The organism is Chitinophaga sp. GbtcB8, assembly GCF_019091455.1.
Classification (GTDB): Bacteria; Bacteroidota; Bacteroidia; order Chitinophagales; family Chitinophagaceae; genus Chitinophaga.
Window position 1 is genome coordinate 24,163 of record NZ_JAGXJN010000008.1, and the last position, 15,106, is coordinate 39,268.

A 15,106-nucleotide genomic window follows, 5' to 3' on the forward strand; every position below is an offset into this window, starting at 1 on the left:
TCCATCCATTCCCATGGCTATTGAAAACACCGAAATTTGTATCATAAATAAAAAAGGAGATCACTTATATGGAAAAGATCATTCATCGTGCAAATAGCCGCGGATATGCTAACCACGGCTGGTTGCAGAGTTATCATACCTTCAGTTTCGCAAATTATTACCAGCCGGAGCGTATTCATTTCGGCGCCTTGCGCGTACTGAATGATGATACGGTAAAAGGAGGAATGGGCTTTGGGCAGCACCCGCACGACAATATGGAAATAGTATCCATACCCTTGCAGGGCGCACTGGAACATAAGGACAATACAGGCCGGCACCAGCAGATCCTGAGTAATGATGTACAGATCATGAGCGCAGGCAGCGGCATTACACACTCAGAGTTTAATGCCTCAAAAACAGAACCGGTAAATTTTTTACAGATCTGGGTATTCCCCAAATTACGTAACATACAACCGCGTTACCAGCAGCAGACCTTTGACCCTGCAGACCGGCATAACCGCCTGCAGACTGTTATTTCGCCGGAAGCCAACAGCGGGGTGTTATGGATCAACCAGGATGCCTGGTTTTCACTGGGGCAGTTTGATGCCGGGCAAAACGTGGAATTAACACCCGCATTACCGGGGCAGGGCAGTTACCTGTTTGTATTGAACGGGCAGCTGGAAGTGGACGGCGAAACGCTGCAAACCCGTGATGCCATTGGTATCTGGGATTATGAAAATGTAAAGGTAAGCATTACCGCGCCCACAGAATTACTGCGTATTGAAGTACCTATGCTGAGCTAACTACATTTTCCGTTAATAAAAAAATAATGCACCTTATATAAAAGATCGGCTTTAAAGGCCGGTCTTTTTTTTAGGATGCTTATTTTGTGCCTGCTATGTAGCATGATATATTTTATTCACCCGTAAAACTGGTTGACATGATGGAGTTATTACAAGAGCAATATTGGGGTAATACATTGTTGAACTACTGTGTTTCACTGGCCATTCTGCTGGTAGGCTTTTTAGTGTTGTTGATACTAAAGCGGTTCTTATTACGCCGGCTGCAAAAATGGGTGGAGAGAACGGACAGTAAAACAGATGATTTTTTGGTAATAGGTATACGGCGTTCGCTGGTACCGGTATTATATGCGGTGTTGAGCTATATAGCTCTTGCTAACCTTGATCTGCCGCCTAAGTGGGATAAGGTAATTAATATCCTCTTTTCCCTGAGTGTTACCATCTTTATAATAAAAGCTATTACTACCACGCTGCAGTTTTTATTAACCGGTTATTTATCCAGACAGGAAAATGGCGAAGAAAAAACCCGCCAGGTAAGAGGGATTATGGTTATCATCACGGCGGTGATATGGATCATGGGCATCCTGTTCTTACTGAATAACTGGGGCGTGAATGTAACTACGTTTGTAGCCGGCTTAGGCATAGGCGGCATTGCTATTGCGTTGGCTGCACAAACCATCCTGGGCGATCTTTTCAGCTATTTCGTGATCTTTTTTGACCGCCCTTTTGAGATAGGCGACTTTATAATTGTGCAGGATAAAATGGGAAGTGTGGAATACATTGGTATTAAAACCACGCGCCTGCGCAGCCTGAGCGGGGAGCAGCTGGTTTTTTCCAATACAGACCTTACTAATTCACGTGTACATAATTATAAGCGTATGGAGCGGCGCCGTATTGTTTTTAAGTTTGGCGTTACCTATCAAACTCCTAAGGAAAAGCTGGCTATGATACCCGGGATAGTGAAAGATATTATTAACAGCCGGGAAGGGTTAATGTTTGACCGGGCGCACTTCCTGAGCTTTGGCAGCTCTCAGCTGGACTATGAAGTGGTATATATTGTGCCCACAGGTGATTTTAATAAGTACATGGATCATCAGCAGGCTATAAACCTGGGTTTATTGGAAGTTTTTGAAAAAGAAGGTATCGAATTTGCTTACCCCACGCAAACATTATTTGTACAGCAGCAAAATGGGGAAGCGCCTAAGCAAGGATAAATTTATAAACATGTTATTACTGGCTACAGATCTGGATGGTACTTTCCTGGGCGGAAGCCCCGCTGACCGCACCGCTTTATATGAATGGATACGGTTGCAGGAGGATCTGTGCCTGGTATTTGTAACCGGCCGTGGCCTGGCCAGTGTACAGCCTTTACTGGATGATGCGGAAATACCCAACCCGGACTATATTATTTGCGATGTAGGCGCCACTGTGGTAAATGGCAGTAACCTGCAGCCTATGCAGCCGCTGCAAAAAGACATTGAAAAAAAGTGGGCCGGAGAGGAGCTGGTGCGCACCCGTATGGAGCAGGTATCCGGCCTTACTTACCAGGAGGTGCCACAGCAAAACCGCTGCTCTTTTTACTACGATGCTACTACCGCTATTGATGTAGCTACACAGATAGCAGCAGAGCTGGGCTGCGATGTAATACAATCCGCCGGCCGTTTCCTGGATGTATTACCCGCCGGCGTAAACAAAGGCAGCACCCTTACACAATTAATACAGTTAATAAATTACCCGGCCGGTAAGGTGCTGGTAGCCGGTGATACAATGAACGACCGCTCCCTGTATGATACCGGTTTCCGCGGGGTAGTGGTAGGCGAGGCAGAACCCGCACTGGTACAGTACACCCTGCACCATATCCATGTGCTGCAAAGCTCAAACCCAGGTGCAGCGGGCATCCTGGACGGCATCAGGTGGTTTGGGAGGAATATGTAAAAAGTTTGTACCTTAGGTATGGCTTTCGCTATATACAATGGATATTGAATATAAGCTATTGGAAATGATGAGTACTCCACTACTATTTTTTTTCATCATTTAACTGCTACAAAAAATCAATACACCATGGAATTTCCAACACAGACTACCGACCTGCAGCAAATCAATTCCTGGAAAAATGAAGTAGATAATGTGCGCCAGGATATGCGTGACATGCGCAGCAGGTTAGAAGAAATGGCACATAAGAAAACCGATGCAGAAATGCTGGCCCATGTTGAGCATTTTCAAAACCAGTTCATTTGTCAGCTGGAAGTGGCGGATGAATTGTTTCATGATCTGAAACAATCTGCCAAAAAACTATCCAACAATGTGTATGTAATCCATGACGACCGTCCTGTATCGGACTATCCCACCCTGCACGATCGTATGGAAACCTTTCAGAAATTATACAGGGAGCTAAGGCATGAATTTCAGCAATTCATATTTAACGGATGATCCCGGCTGTTGAACAGCATTGCTGATCCAGCTTTAAATGAGCCTAACTAAAATTTATTGGAATTAATTTACTTGGCGCAGCTTCGAGAACGCGGGGTTGTAAGGTGTTCCTGCATGCATGTGTGAGCATGTCTCAGCTCTGTTCGTTGTTACTAACTACTGCTTTCGGGTCCGTGCTCAATTTCCCTCACTTTTTCTTCCAGCTTGTGAATAATATCATCCAGCTCAGAAGTGCTGGTGTGCAGCCAGTTTATCAGCTGGTTATTAAGCGTAGGATCTTCATGGCACTGATCTGTGAGCAATTGTGTAATGCCCAGTATAGATACCACGGGGCGCCTTATTTCATGTGAATTGATCCAGGCTATTTCACGTAATCCCTTGCCCTGTTGCAGCAGGCGCCGTATGATCCGTTGTTTTTCTATGATGGGATCAATATCCTGCAGCAGGCCTACTATACGCACCGCTACACTATCTTCCCGTATAATGTAACCGCGGCTCAGCACATTTTTATAACGCCCGTTTGCGCACAGGATGCGGTATTGTTGCTCATAAAACACATCGGTGTTTGCCATGTAACCCCGCAGGTTGTTTAATACGCGCTCCCGGTCGTCAGGGTGCAGCTTATCCAGCCACCAGTCCCTGTTTTTAGCCACCACATCCGGCTGGTAGCCGAAGAGGGTATACAGGCCATGGTTCCAGCTTACATAATCATTTACCGCATCCCAGTCAAAGATGGCGTCTTTAGTGGCTTTGGCCAGCAGCTCATAACGGATGCCCATTTCTTTAGCTTCCAGGCTTTCTTTTATTTTTTCATCCACATCCACTGCCATGATCACGCGGGCTTTGCGGCCCCGGTAGCGCTGATCATGTCCGTATAGCTCTGAGTAAAAGCTGGTACCGTCTTTTTTGCTGTGTTTCCAGATGCCGCGGTAATGTGCGCCATCCTGGTGCAGGCGGCGGTTTTCCACCACCTTTTCCTCTTCCTCCGGATCGCGTATATCCTTAATCGTTAGTGACAGGAATTCTTTTCTGCTAAAGCCATATTTTTCAATAGCGGCCTGGTTCACAGCCAGGAAACGCAGCGTACCGCATTCATAGATCCACATGGGAATTGGATGTGTATTAAACACAAGCTGGTATTGCTCTGCATTGCGATAGCGATGGAACAGGAAAAATAACAACCCTGCGCTTGCCCCGGCAAACGCGCCGTAAGTTACCCAGGCAGGAAGAGAGAGGAAATGGTTGCTCAGATATAACAGGTATACCCATAGGCTCATACTTGCAAGACATCCACAGAACAGCCTAAGCGAGGCATAACGCATATAGGATTTTCGTAAAAATTAGGTTAAAAAGCGCTAAGCAGCAAATAGTTACGCGATGCCTTGAATTAGAATAATTTTTACATTATGATAATTCGCAAGATGGAGTTAATAGGGCTACAACGCTATCACCACCCGCTCACTCACCGCATATCCTACACAGGTAAGCACAAACCCCTGCGCCAGCTCAGTATCCGTCAGCACTTCATTCACGGCCAGCCATACCTTACCCTGTGTACATTTAGCCGTACAGGAGCCACATACACCGCCCTTACAGCTATAAGGCAGGCTAATGCCCTGCTGCAGGGCGCTGCTCAGTATATCCTGGTTGCCCGGTACACTGATCTCATAAGTAGCGTCACCTATGCGCAGCTGCACCTGCTTAACTGATGCATCCTGCGGGCGGCCGGCCTTTTCCAGCTTTACGCCGGTATTCACCACAAAGTTCTCTTTATGCAGCTGCGGCTCATCGAATCCCATAAAGGTGAGCGTCAGCATCACCATCCGCATATAATCCGGCGGCCCGCAAATGAAGAACTGCGCGGCAGTACGGTCAAACGTCAGCAGCTCATTCACCATAGGTTCCAGCAGCAGGTTGCTCAGGCGGCGGGGAATGCCTTTATCATCCGGCATTTGCTGACTGAACAAATAAATGCAGTGCAGCTGTGGGCTAAATTGCACCTGCAGTGCCTGTAGCTGCTGAAAAAAAATAGCCTGTTGCGGGCTGGCGCTGCTGTATACCAGTGTTACACGTGCGGCCGGCTCCCGGTACAGTATGTGTTTGAGTAAAGAAAATACCGGTGTAATGCCGCTGCCTGCAGCAAACAAAAAAATATGACGGGGCTGCGCAGCTATCCTGTCCAGGGTAAAACGTCCGCTGGGCAGCAGGGAGGTAATAATATCGCCCTTTTTCCAGTGGCCGGTAATATAGCGGGATATTTCGCCATTCTGTTTCTGGCGGATGGTAACGGCTAAATGGGCATCAATACCCGGTGTGGAGCTTAAAGAATAAGAGCGGCGGTGGGTAATGCCATGCAGCTCTACCAGGAAGGTCAGGAACTGGCCGGCCTGGTATACCACCGGCTCCGGGCCGGTATTTTCCAGGAGGTACGTATAGGCGTCCGGTGTTTCCTTTATAATATCGGTAATGCGTAAACGAAGATACAGTTCCGGCATACGCTAATTTACGATTATAAGATCTATTGGGAATAGTTCGGGTGGGAGGTCTGTAATCGAAGAAAGGAGATCTATGATTTTAGATTTATTGGGAATAGTTCGAATGAGAGGTCTGTAATAAATGACTTACGATCTTAGATCTATCAGTGCAGATTTAAAAACCCGCTTTCATCTAAATCTAAGATCGTAAATCTAAGATCTAATATCCTCAGGCTATAACAGTGATCTTGCTTTTCAGCATTTCCCGTACTTTGGCTGCAATAGCAGGCGCATCATAGCCGCACTCGCGGTGCAGCTCTTCCGGTTTGCCATGTTCTACAATACGGTCAGGAATGCCTAACATTTTTACCTGTGCCTGGTAGCCGTTCATGGCCATAAATTCCAGGATGGCGCTGCCAAAGCCGCCGGGTAAAGAAGAATCTTCTACCGTAATTACTTTGTTGAAGTTTTGGAATATTTCATGCAGCATGGCAGTATCCAGTGGCTTTACAAAACGCATATCGTAGTGTGCCGGCTGCAAACCATCTGCCAGCAGCTCTTTGCAGGCTTCTGTTACAAAGTTGCCCGGGTGGCCAAGGGAAAGTATCGCAATATCTTTACCGTCGCGGATCTTGCGGCCGGTACCTATTTTAATTTCTTTGAAAGGCTGGCGCCATTCAGGCATAACACCCTGCCCGCGTGGATAGCGGATCACAAACGGCAGCTCGTTAGCCGGCAGCTGCGCGGTGTACATCAGGTTACGCAGCTCCTCTTCATTCATAGGCGCGCTTACCACGAGGTTGGGAATGCAACGCATAAACGCTACATCATAAGCGCCGTGGTGTGTAGGGCCATCATCGCCCACCAGGCCGGCACGGTCCAGGCAAAAAACAACGGGCAGCTTTTGAATGGCTACATCGTGTATCACCTGGTCGTATGCACGCTGCATAAAGGAGGAGTAAATGTTACAGAACACCCGCATACCCTGCGTAGCCAGGCCGGCAGAGAGGGTTACGGCGTGCTGCTCGCAAATACCCACATCAATAGCGCGGTGCGGCATTTTCTCCATCATAAACTTCAGGGATGAGCCGGAAGGCATGGCAGGGGTAATACCCATAATGCTTTCGTTCTGCTCAGCCAGCTCTATGATGGTGTGGCCAAATACATCCTGGTATTTAGGAGGCTGCGGGGTAGTAACCGGCTTTTTAAATATTTCACCGGTTATTTTATCAAACAGGCCCGGCGCATGCCAGGTGGTCTGATCCTGCTCTGCCAGCGCATACCCTTTACCTTTGGTGGTAACAATATGCAGCAGCTTGGGGCCTGGAATATCTTTCAGGTCCTGCAGGGTATCTACCAGCTTAATGATATTATGTCCGTCAATAGGCCCAAAATAGCGCAGCTTAAAGCTTTCAAAGAGGTTACTGGAGCTGGATACCACGCCTTTAAACCCGGCTTCCAGCCTGGAAGCCATTTCCCGGGTAAAACGTTTACCCACCGGCAGCTTGCCCAGCAGGTTCCACACATCATCACGCAGCTTGTTGTATGTGTGTGAGGTGGTAATATCCGTTAAGTATTCTTTGAGCGCGCCCACGTTGGGGTCTATAGACATGCAGTTGTCGTTCAGGATGATCAGCAGGTTGGCATTGGAAACACCTGCGTGGTTCAGGGCCTCAAAGGCCATACCGGCGGTCATGGCGCCATCCCCTATTACGGCAATGTGCTGCCGGTCAAATTCACCTTTCTGCTGGGAGGCAATGGCCATGCCCAAAGCGGCGGAAATAGAGGTGGAGGAGTGGCCTACGCCAAAAGTATCGTACGGGCTTTCATCGCGTTTGGGAAAACCGCTCAGGCCTTTGTACTTACGGTTGGTATGAAAGTTTTCCCGGCGGCCGGTCAGGATCTTATGGCCGTAAGCCTGGTGGCCTACGTCCCACACCAGCTGATCATACGGAGTGTTGAACACGTAATGCAGGGCGGTGGTTAGCTCTACAACTCCCAGGCTGGCCCCAAAGTGCCCACCATGCACGCTTACCACATCAATAATGTATTGACGCAATTCTTCGCTTACCTGGTGAAGCTGCTCTTTGCTGACTTTCCGCAAATCGGCGGGATACTGTATCTGGCCCAGTAGCGGGCCGGGAGTTATGTTCATACCGGATCAGGGTGTATTATAAATATAGGCAAAAATAGCTAAAAAATGCGCAAATACGCAGATGTGCCTATATGCAAATGATTGTCCGGCTTTTAGGCTGATTATCAATTCTTTCTATCCGCACCTCCACCTATCCGCATACCCGCCATTTTGGGATGCCCTCATCTGCAAATCTGCACATTTGCAAATCCGCACATTGATTGTATCCACCTATCCGTACTTCCGCCCATTGATAACATTTACTTTCAGGCCGGCAGTACCGTATGGTATTTTTGAAATAAAGGAACCGTTTACTAATTTCAGATTGATGTTTAGACACATATCAAAATATTGGTGGTGCCAGATCTTGGGATGGACAGCGTATTTTGTGACCAATGTTTTTTTTGCATATTCGTATGTGGGTAAGGTTCAAACATCTTATCTGGTAGATTTTGCGATCTTAATAGCTTTTGGTTTACTATCCACCCATTTGCTCCGTAAGCTGATCAACCGGCAGAACTGGTTCCAGTACAGCTTTGAAAAGCAGGTGCTCCTGTTCTTTTGTTTAATGATCGGATCCGGTGTTATCATTTACCTGGGCGCCACGCTGGTAGGTAACCTGCTGCGCCCGGAATCCAATAAATTATTCACCCGCCGGCAGGTAGTGGGCGGCCTGTTGTCCAACTTCCTCATTACCTCCATCTGGTGGCTTATTTACTTCATCTGGCACTATATAGACCGGAGCCGGAATACGCAGCTGGATAAGCTGAAGCTGGAAAGCACCGTTAAAGAGCTGGAGCTGAAAACTATTAAATCACAGCTGAACCCGCACTTTATTTTTAATGCATTAAACAGCATACGGGCGTTGGTAGATGAAAATCCCCAGCGGGCCCGCACCGCCATTACAGAGCTGTCTAATATTCTGCGCAGCTCCATGCAGGTGGAAAAGGTAGAAACCGTAAGTTTGGAGAACGAATTGAATATTGTAAAGGATTACCTGGCGCTGGAAAACATACGCTTTGAGGAAAGGCTGAAGGTGCAGTATGATATTGACCCGGAAACGCTGGAGCTGCCCATACCCCCGCTCATGTTACAAACCCTGGTGGAAAATGCCATTAAACACGGCATATCACGGGTGGTGAACGGCGGCGTGGTGCGCATTAGCTCCCATATGCGGCAAATGCAGCATGAGCTAACCATTGAAAATACCGGGCAAATAATGGGCAACATCATTAACGGGCAGGGATTTGGCCTGCAAAGCACCCGGCAGCGCTTAAGCCTGTTGTTTGGCCGCCGCGCCTCTTTTGACATTTATAACAAGAACGAACAAACGGTAGAAGCAAAAGTGCTGATGCCCTTAATATAAGCGGTGGCTTTTAGCTATTAGCCTTTAGCCATTAGCGTGAATACGCAGCAAAGCTGATAGCTGCCAGTCATCAACCAAACAAATAGTTTTAAGATGAAGAAAGCATTAATAATCGATGATGAACGCCTGGCCAGGAGCGAGTTAAAAAAACTGCTGGCCGATCACCCGGAGATCGTGATCGTAGGGGAAGCGGTGAATGCAAAAGACGGATTGGAAAAGATTGAAACCCTGCACCCGGACCTCCTGTTCCTGGACATCCAGATGCCGGACAAAACAGGGTTTGATCTGCTGGCGGAGCTGGAAAGAACGCCCCAGGTGATCTTCACCACCGCCTATGATGAACATGCCCTCAAAGCCTTTGAGTACAATGCGCTGGACTACCTGTTAAAACCGGTGGAGCCTAAACGCCTGGCAGATGCCATTCACAAGCTACACCAGCAGGAAGAAAAGGAGCGCCAGGCCGCCGTAGGCGGCATCCGTAATATACTTTCCGAGAACGACCAGGTATTTGTAAAGGATGGCGACCGTTGCTGGTTTGTAAAGCTGCAGGAAATACGCCTGTTTGAAAGCGTGGGCAACTATGCCCGGGTGTATTTTGAGAATAATAAACCCCTGATCCTGAAATCATTAAATGCGCTGGAGGAGCGCCTGGATGAGCGTACCTTTTTCCGGGCCAACCGCAAGCACATTGTGAACCTGCGCATGATAGAAAAAATAGACACCTACTTTAACGGAGGGCTGCTGCTGGAAATGAGGGGCGGGGAAAAGATTGAGGTGAGCCGCCGGCAGGCCGTGAAGTTTAAGGAAATGATGAGCCTTTAAAGAAGTTAGCAGTTAGCTATTGGCAGTTAGCTGTCAGAAGGCCGGTCTATAAAGTAAAAGACCTGTTACATTATGCAATGTAACAGGTCTCTTTATTTGAAATATCTTTTTCCTCGAACTATTCTTTTTCTAACTATTTCACGATCAACGGTGCAGAATGTACTGCATTTGCGATCTCTTTTATCAGGGAAGTATCTTTTTCAATGGCATTACCTACCACAATCACATCAGCGCCTGCTTTACAGTTCAGGTAAGCCTTTTCAGCATCCCGGATACCGCCGCCTACAATAATAGGCACGGTTACCTGGCTGGCTACACGGGCAATCATGCTTTCACTGATGGCATCCCGGGCGCCGCTGCCGGAATCCATATATATCAGCCGCTGGCCCAGCATTTCACCGGCCATAGCCGTACACATGGCAATATCATCCTTATCGGAAGGAATGGGAAAAGTATTACTGATGTAGGAAACCGTAGTGGGAACGCCGCCGTCTATCACCATGTACCCGGTAGGGATCACTTCCAGCCCGCTTTTTTTCACAGCTACTGCAGATACCACGTGCTGGCCTATTAACAGGTCGGCATTACGGCCGGATATTACGCTCAGGTATAATAATGCATCAGCATACTGGGATACCTGGCTGGGGCTGCCGGGGAATAATATCACGGGAATATCGCAGCTGGCTTTAATACGCTGTACACACTCATCCAGGTGTTGGGTAATTACCAGGCTGCCGCCCAGGAATATATAATCCACCTGCGCTGCCGTGCACTTTTCTGCCAGGTCGGTGATACCCGCAGGCGTAACCTTATCCGGATCAATCAGGACGGCAAATGACTTTGTACCTTTTGCTTTTCTTTCAGCGAAAGAAGTGTATAATTTTCTGTACATCAATTAATGCGTTGTTCCGGTTGTCGCAAATGTATAAAAAAATTGGTAATAAGTGACAGCTCATATTGTGGAATAACCGAATATGCATAAGGCTCATTTTTCATGAGAAAGGGCATTCTCCGATGGTAACAACCGGGCTGTTAATTAACATTTACAGCAATGTTTGGGCCATTTTTTGTTTATACACACCTTGTCAAAAGGCTGATACTGAGCCACTTTTAGCTGATTTTGCTGTGGCAGGAGGTTTTCCCGGGCCATAGCCGCCAATCCTGCATATTATCCACAAGCTGTTAATAAGAAAAGCGAGGTATCACGGATTTTAAAAATTAATTTTAAAGTACCTCAACAAGTATTGAAAAATCGATTGTTAAATCCTCCAAACATTGGGATATGTAACCGAGCATGCAGGCCTTTTTCACCCCTGAAAACAGCCGCCCGTAGCGGGTCGCACAAGAAAAGAGTACAGTAAAGGAGTGTGAATAGTGAATGCAAGGTTCCATCCGATTAATGGAACAAACTTATAAAACGGATGAAGCATACCAGTAACCAAAGCGGGCTTGTATTTTCCCGCCATTTTACCAAAGAAGGTAAAAGCCCCTATGAGCAGTTTGAATACGAGTTCCGTTCGTCGGTGATCCGTAATCCTGGTGGTGATGTGGTGTTTGAAATGAACAATGTAGAAGTACCTAAGGCCTGGTCCCAGATAGCAACAGACATACTGGCGCAAAAATATTTCCGGAAAGCGGGCGTGCCCCAGCCGGATGGCTCCAAAGGCCGGGAAACCTCTGTAAAACAGGTGGTGCACCGTATGGCCAATTGCTGGCGTGCCTGGGGTGAGCGGGGTGGTTATTTTGCCAGCGAAAAAGATGCCCAGGTATTTTATGACGAGCTGGCGTATTGTATGCTTAACCAGGGTTGTGTGCCTAATTCCCCACAATGGTTTAATACCGGCCTGCATGAAAGCTATGGCATTACGGGCAAACCCCAGGGCCACTATTTTGTGAACGCCAAAACAGGCGAGCTGGAAAGATCCACCTCCGCCTACGAACGCCCCCAGCCCCATGCGTGTTTTATTTTAAGTGTGAGCGATGACCTGGTGAATGATGGCGGTATTATGGACCTGTGGGTACGGGAAGCCCGGATCTTCAAATATGGCTCCGGCGTAGGCACCAACTTCTCCCACATCCGGGGCGAAGGTGAAAAGCTGAGCGGCGGCGGCACTTCCAGCGGCTTAATGAGCTTTTTAAAAATAGGTGACCGGGCTGCCGGTGCTATTAAATCCGGGGGCACTACCCGCCGGGCAGCCAAAATGGTATGCCTGGACCTGGACCACCCTGAAATAATGGATTTCATTAACTGGAAGGTAGAGGAGGAAAAGAAGGTAGCTGCGCTTATTAACGCCGGTTATTCCTCTGATTATGAGGGCGAGGCATACCGCACCGTAAGCGGCCAGAACTCCAATAACTCCGTACGTATACCCAACAGCTTTTTTCACCGCCTGGCGGAAGATGGCGACTGGGAGCTGAAAGCCCGTATGGATGGCCGTACCATGAAAACAATAAAGGCCAAAGACCTGTGGGACCAGATTGCCTATGCTGCCTGGCGCTGCGCAGATCCCGGCACCCAGTATGATACCACCATCAATGAATGGCATACCTGCCCCCAGGGCGGACGCATTAACGCCTCCAACCCCTGCTCAGAATACATGTTCCTGGATAATACGGCCTGTAACCTGGCATCCGTGAACCTGCGCCGTTTCTTCAACGAGGAAAAAAATGAGTTTGACGTAGCCGGTTTTGAATATACGGTGCGCCTGTGGACCGTGGTGCTGGAAATATCCGTGCACATGGCCCAGTTCCCCTCCAAAGAAGTAGCGCAATTAAGCTATGAATACCGTACCCTGGGCCTGGGGTATGCTAACCTGGGCTCTATGTTAATGGTAAGCGGTATTGCATATGACAGTGAGGAAGCAAGAGGTATTGCGGGCGCTATTACCGCTATTATGACCGGTATCTCCTACAAAACATCTGCAGAAATGGCCGGCCACCTGGGCGCTTTTCCCAAGTATGCAGAGAACCGGGAGGATATGCTGCGTGTAATGCGTAACCACCGCGCAGCTGCGTATGATGCCATAGATGCCTATGAAGGCATTGAAATAAAACCCCAGGGTATTAATGCCCGCTACTGTCCCAACTACCTGCTGAAAGCAGCCACCAAAGCCTGGGACGATGCAGTGCAGCTGGGTGAAAAATATGGCTACCGCAATGCGCAGGCCACGGTAATTGCACCTACCGGCACCATTGGACTGGTAATGGATTGTGATACCACCGGCGTAGAGCCTGATTTTGCGCTGGTAAAATTCAAGAAGCTGAGTGGCGGCGGTTACTTTAAGATCATTAACCAAAGTATTCCCACCGCTTTACAGAACCTGAAATATAAGCCCAATGAAATAAAAACCATTGTGGATTATGCCAAAGGCGCCGGCAGCTTTGCAGGAGCCCCTTACATCAACCATCAGTCATTAAGCGAAAAAGGATTTATTGCAGAAGAAATGAAAAAGCTGGATACTGCAGTAGCATCCTCTTTTGACATTGCTTTTGTATTTAACGTATACACCCTGGGCGAAGAATGCCTGCAGCGTCTGGGCTTTACACCGGAGCAGTATTTTAACATGGAGTTTAGCCTGCTGCATGAGCTGGGCTTTACCGATGAGCAGATAGAAGCTGCAAATGATTATGTATGCGGCACCATGACGGTAGAAGGCGCGCCCTACCTGAAAGCAGAGCACCTGCCTATTTTTGACTGCGCCAATAAGTGCGGTAAAAAAGGCGAGCGTTTTATTCACCCCCATGGCCACATCCGTATGATGGCTGCTACGCAACCGTTTATTTCCGGCGCTATTTCCAAAACCATTAACCTGCCGAATGAAGCAGTGGTAGCGGAAATAGAGGATGCCTATAAATTAAGCTGGGAGCTGGGCCTTAAAGCCTGTGCCCTGTACCGCGATGGTTCTAAGCTGAGCCAGCCACTGAGCAATAAAAGTGATAAAAGGAAAAAGGCAGATGCCGTGGCAGATGAAGCAGCAGCTGCACCCGTAGCCGCATCACAGATCATTGATCTGAACGAGCTAACGATCGATGAGCTGCTGGAAGAAGTGAGCAAGCGTATGCAGGCCAGCCCGGACACTACGCTTAAACGCCAGCTGTCCCGCATTATAGAACGCAAAACATTACCAGCCAAACGCCGGGGCTTTACACAAAAGGCCAAGGTAGGCGGGCAGGCTATTTTCCTGCGCACAGGCGAGTATAATGATGCCACACTGGGTGAAATATTCATAGACCTTGCAAAAGAAGGATCCACTTTGCGCAGCCTGATGAACTGTTTTGCCATAGCGGTTTCTGTGGGATTGCAATACGGGGTGCCACTGGAGGAGTTTGTAGATAAATTTGTGTTCACCCGTTTTGAGCCGGCCGGTATGGTGGATCATCCGAATATTAAGTCCGCCACTTCGCTGATCGATTATATATTCCGGGTATTAGGATATGAGTATTTAGGCAGAACAGACCTCGTACATGTATTGGATGCACCTGGTAATACCGGTGAGGAGGAGGAAGAAAATGAGCAGGCGGCAAGACCCGCGTTATCTAATGTGCATGTTACCTTTTTAACAGGGGGTAATACCTCTAATAATAATCCGGCTGCAGGGGCTAACAAATCGCAGAAACAACCGGCGCTTGCCAAGCAGGCATCCGGCGAAAGCAGCACCCAGGACTACATGCGCAGCATGCAGAGTGATGCGCCTGCCTGTAATACCTGTGGTCATATCACGGTACGATCCGGCACCTGTTATAAATGTTTGAACTGCGGAAACAGCATGGGTTGTAGTTGAATATCAGCCTACTAGCCTTGTTAATGATTTGTTATTCCGCACGGAAAATTTCAACATAAAATAACAGGCACTTACATTTGTATTCAAATAGGGTTTTCATAGGATAGTAACAAATTGAGGGCGCTTTTCTAGGCGCCCTTACTTTTTATACAAAAGTTACCTCCTCTCTCCTTAAAAGATTATTATAGCATATACGTAATTGATCGGATGATGGTTTAAGTTCAAACCATCACTGAGCAGTGCGCTACTACTATCGTTTTATTAATCCTTTGCTTATCATATCAATAGCTTAACACGTTTCGTGTATTTTCAAAAACTCC

General features: G+C 47.8%; 11 protein-coding genes. 7 read left to right on the plus strand and 4 right to left on the minus strand.

Going from position 1 to position 15,106, the window contains the following annotated elements; genetic code table 11:
- Positions 1–68: 68 nt before the first annotated feature.
- From KVT36_RS10065 to KVT36_RS10080, 4 genes are all read left to right on the plus strand, one after another.
- On the plus strand, positions 69–782 hold the full coding sequence (locus KVT36_RS10065) for a pirin family protein (RefSeq protein WP_217603371.1): 714 nt from the start codon (positions 69–71) through the stop codon (positions 780–782).
- A 137-nt stretch (positions 783–919) separates the two neighbouring features.
- Complete coding sequence (locus tag KVT36_RS10070) at positions 920–1,993, plus strand: mechanosensitive ion channel family protein (protein WP_254639936.1); 1,074 nt, start codon at positions 920–922, stop codon at positions 1,991–1,993.
- Positions 1,994–2,003: 10 nt separating this feature from the next.
- On the plus strand, positions 2,004–2,714 hold the full coding sequence (locus KVT36_RS10075) for an HAD-IIB family hydrolase (RefSeq protein ID WP_217603372.1): 711 nt from the start codon (positions 2,004–2,006) through the stop codon (positions 2,712–2,714).
- A gap of 126 nt (positions 2,715–2,840) precedes the next feature.
- The gene (locus KVT36_RS10080) at positions 2,841–3,209 is read left to right on the plus strand and encodes a hypothetical protein (protein ID WP_217603373.1); all 369 of its coding nucleotides are present in this window, start codon (positions 2,841–2,843) and stop codon (positions 3,207–3,209) included.
- A 152-nt stretch (positions 3,210–3,361) separates the two neighbouring features.
- Here KVT36_RS10080 and KVT36_RS10085 read toward each other — a convergent pair whose 3' ends face one another.
- The 3 genes from KVT36_RS10085 to dxs form a co-directional block, all read right to left on the minus strand.
- Positions 3,362–4,486: a PAS domain-containing protein gene (locus KVT36_RS10085; RefSeq protein ID WP_217603374.1), complete on the minus strand. Its 1,125-nt coding sequence runs from the start codon at positions 4,484–4,486 to the stop codon at positions 3,362–3,364.
- A 159-nt stretch (positions 4,487–4,645) separates the two neighbouring features.
- Positions 4,646–5,704 carry a ferredoxin--NADP reductase gene (locus KVT36_RS10090; RefSeq protein WP_217603375.1) on the minus strand — a complete coding sequence of 353 codons (1,059 nt, stop codon included), beginning with the start codon at positions 5,702–5,704 and terminating at the stop codon, positions 4,646–4,648.
- 208 nt (positions 5,705–5,912) lie between these two features.
- The gene (gene dxs, locus KVT36_RS10095) at positions 5,913–7,838 is read right to left on the minus strand and encodes a 1-deoxy-D-xylulose-5-phosphate synthase (RefSeq protein ID WP_217603376.1); all 1,926 of its coding nucleotides are present in this window, start codon (positions 7,836–7,838) and stop codon (positions 5,913–5,915) included.
- 307 nt (positions 7,839–8,145) lie between these two features.
- Here dxs and KVT36_RS10100 point away from each other — a divergent pair, with 307 nt between their 5' ends.
- On the plus strand, positions 8,146–9,183 hold the full coding sequence (locus KVT36_RS10100; protein ID WP_089908255.1) for a sensor histidine kinase: 1,038 nt from the start codon (positions 8,146–8,148) through the stop codon (positions 9,181–9,183).
- Positions 9,184–9,276: 93 nt separating this feature from the next.
- Complete coding sequence (locus KVT36_RS10105; protein ID WP_089906581.1) at positions 9,277–10,005, plus strand: LytTR family DNA-binding domain-containing protein; 729 nt, start codon at positions 9,277–9,279, stop codon at positions 10,003–10,005.
- Positions 10,006–10,138: 133 nt separating this feature from the next.
- Here KVT36_RS10105 and KVT36_RS10110 read toward each other — a convergent pair whose 3' ends face one another.
- On the minus strand, positions 10,139–10,897 hold the full coding sequence (locus KVT36_RS10110; RefSeq protein ID WP_089906580.1) for a geranylgeranylglyceryl/heptaprenylglyceryl phosphate synthase: 759 nt from the start codon (positions 10,895–10,897) through the stop codon (positions 10,139–10,141).
- A 529-nt stretch (positions 10,898–11,426) separates the two neighbouring features.
- Between KVT36_RS10110 and KVT36_RS10115 the strand changes: the two genes are divergently transcribed.
- Positions 11,427–14,786 (plus strand): vitamin B12-dependent ribonucleotide reductase, encoded by a 3,360-nt coding sequence (locus tag KVT36_RS10115; RefSeq protein ID WP_217603377.1) that lies wholly within the window; start codon positions 11,427–11,429, stop codon positions 14,784–14,786.
- Positions 14,787–15,106 lie beyond the last annotated feature (320 nt).

What these genes read in the sequence shown, in the direction of transcription:
- KVT36_RS10100 (WP_089908255.1), top strand. Translation starts at nt 8,146, where the DNA reads ATGTTTAGACACATATCAAAATATTGGTGGTGCCAGATCTTGGGATGG.
- KVT36_RS10080 (WP_217603373.1), top strand. Translation starts at nt 2,841, where the DNA reads ATGGAATTTCCAACACAGACTACCGACCTGCAGCAAATCAATTCCTGG.
- KVT36_RS10070 (WP_254639936.1), top strand. Translation starts at nt 920, where the DNA reads ATGATGGAGTTATTACAAGAGCAATATTGGGGTAATACATTGTTGAAC.
- KVT36_RS10085 (WP_217603374.1), bottom strand. Translation starts at nt 4,486, where the DNA reads ATGAGCCTATGGGTATACCTGTTATATCTGAGCAACCATTTCCTCTCT.
- KVT36_RS10090 (WP_217603375.1), bottom strand. Translation starts at nt 5,704, where the DNA reads ATGCCGGAACTGTATCTTCGTTTACGCATTACCGATATTATAAAGGAA.
- KVT36_RS10075 (WP_217603372.1), top strand. Translation starts at nt 2,004, where the DNA reads ATGTTATTACTGGCTACAGATCTGGATGGTACTTTCCTGGGCGGAAGC.
- dxs (WP_217603376.1), bottom strand. Translation starts at nt 7,838, where the DNA reads ATGAACATAACTCCCGGCCCGCTACTGGGCCAGATACAGTATCCCGCC.
- KVT36_RS10110 (WP_089906580.1), bottom strand. Translation starts at nt 10,897, where the DNA reads ATGTACAGAAAATTATACACTTCTTTCGCTGAAAGAAAAGCAAAAGGT.
- KVT36_RS10105 (WP_089906581.1), top strand. Translation starts at nt 9,277, where the DNA reads ATGAAGAAAGCATTAATAATCGATGATGAACGCCTGGCCAGGAGCGAG.
- KVT36_RS10115 (WP_217603377.1), top strand. Translation starts at nt 11,427, where the DNA reads ATGAAGCATACCAGTAACCAAAGCGGGCTTGTATTTTCCCGCCATTTT.
- KVT36_RS10065 (WP_217603371.1), top strand. Translation starts at nt 69, where the DNA reads ATGGAAAAGATCATTCATCGTGCAAATAGCCGCGGATATGCTAACCAC.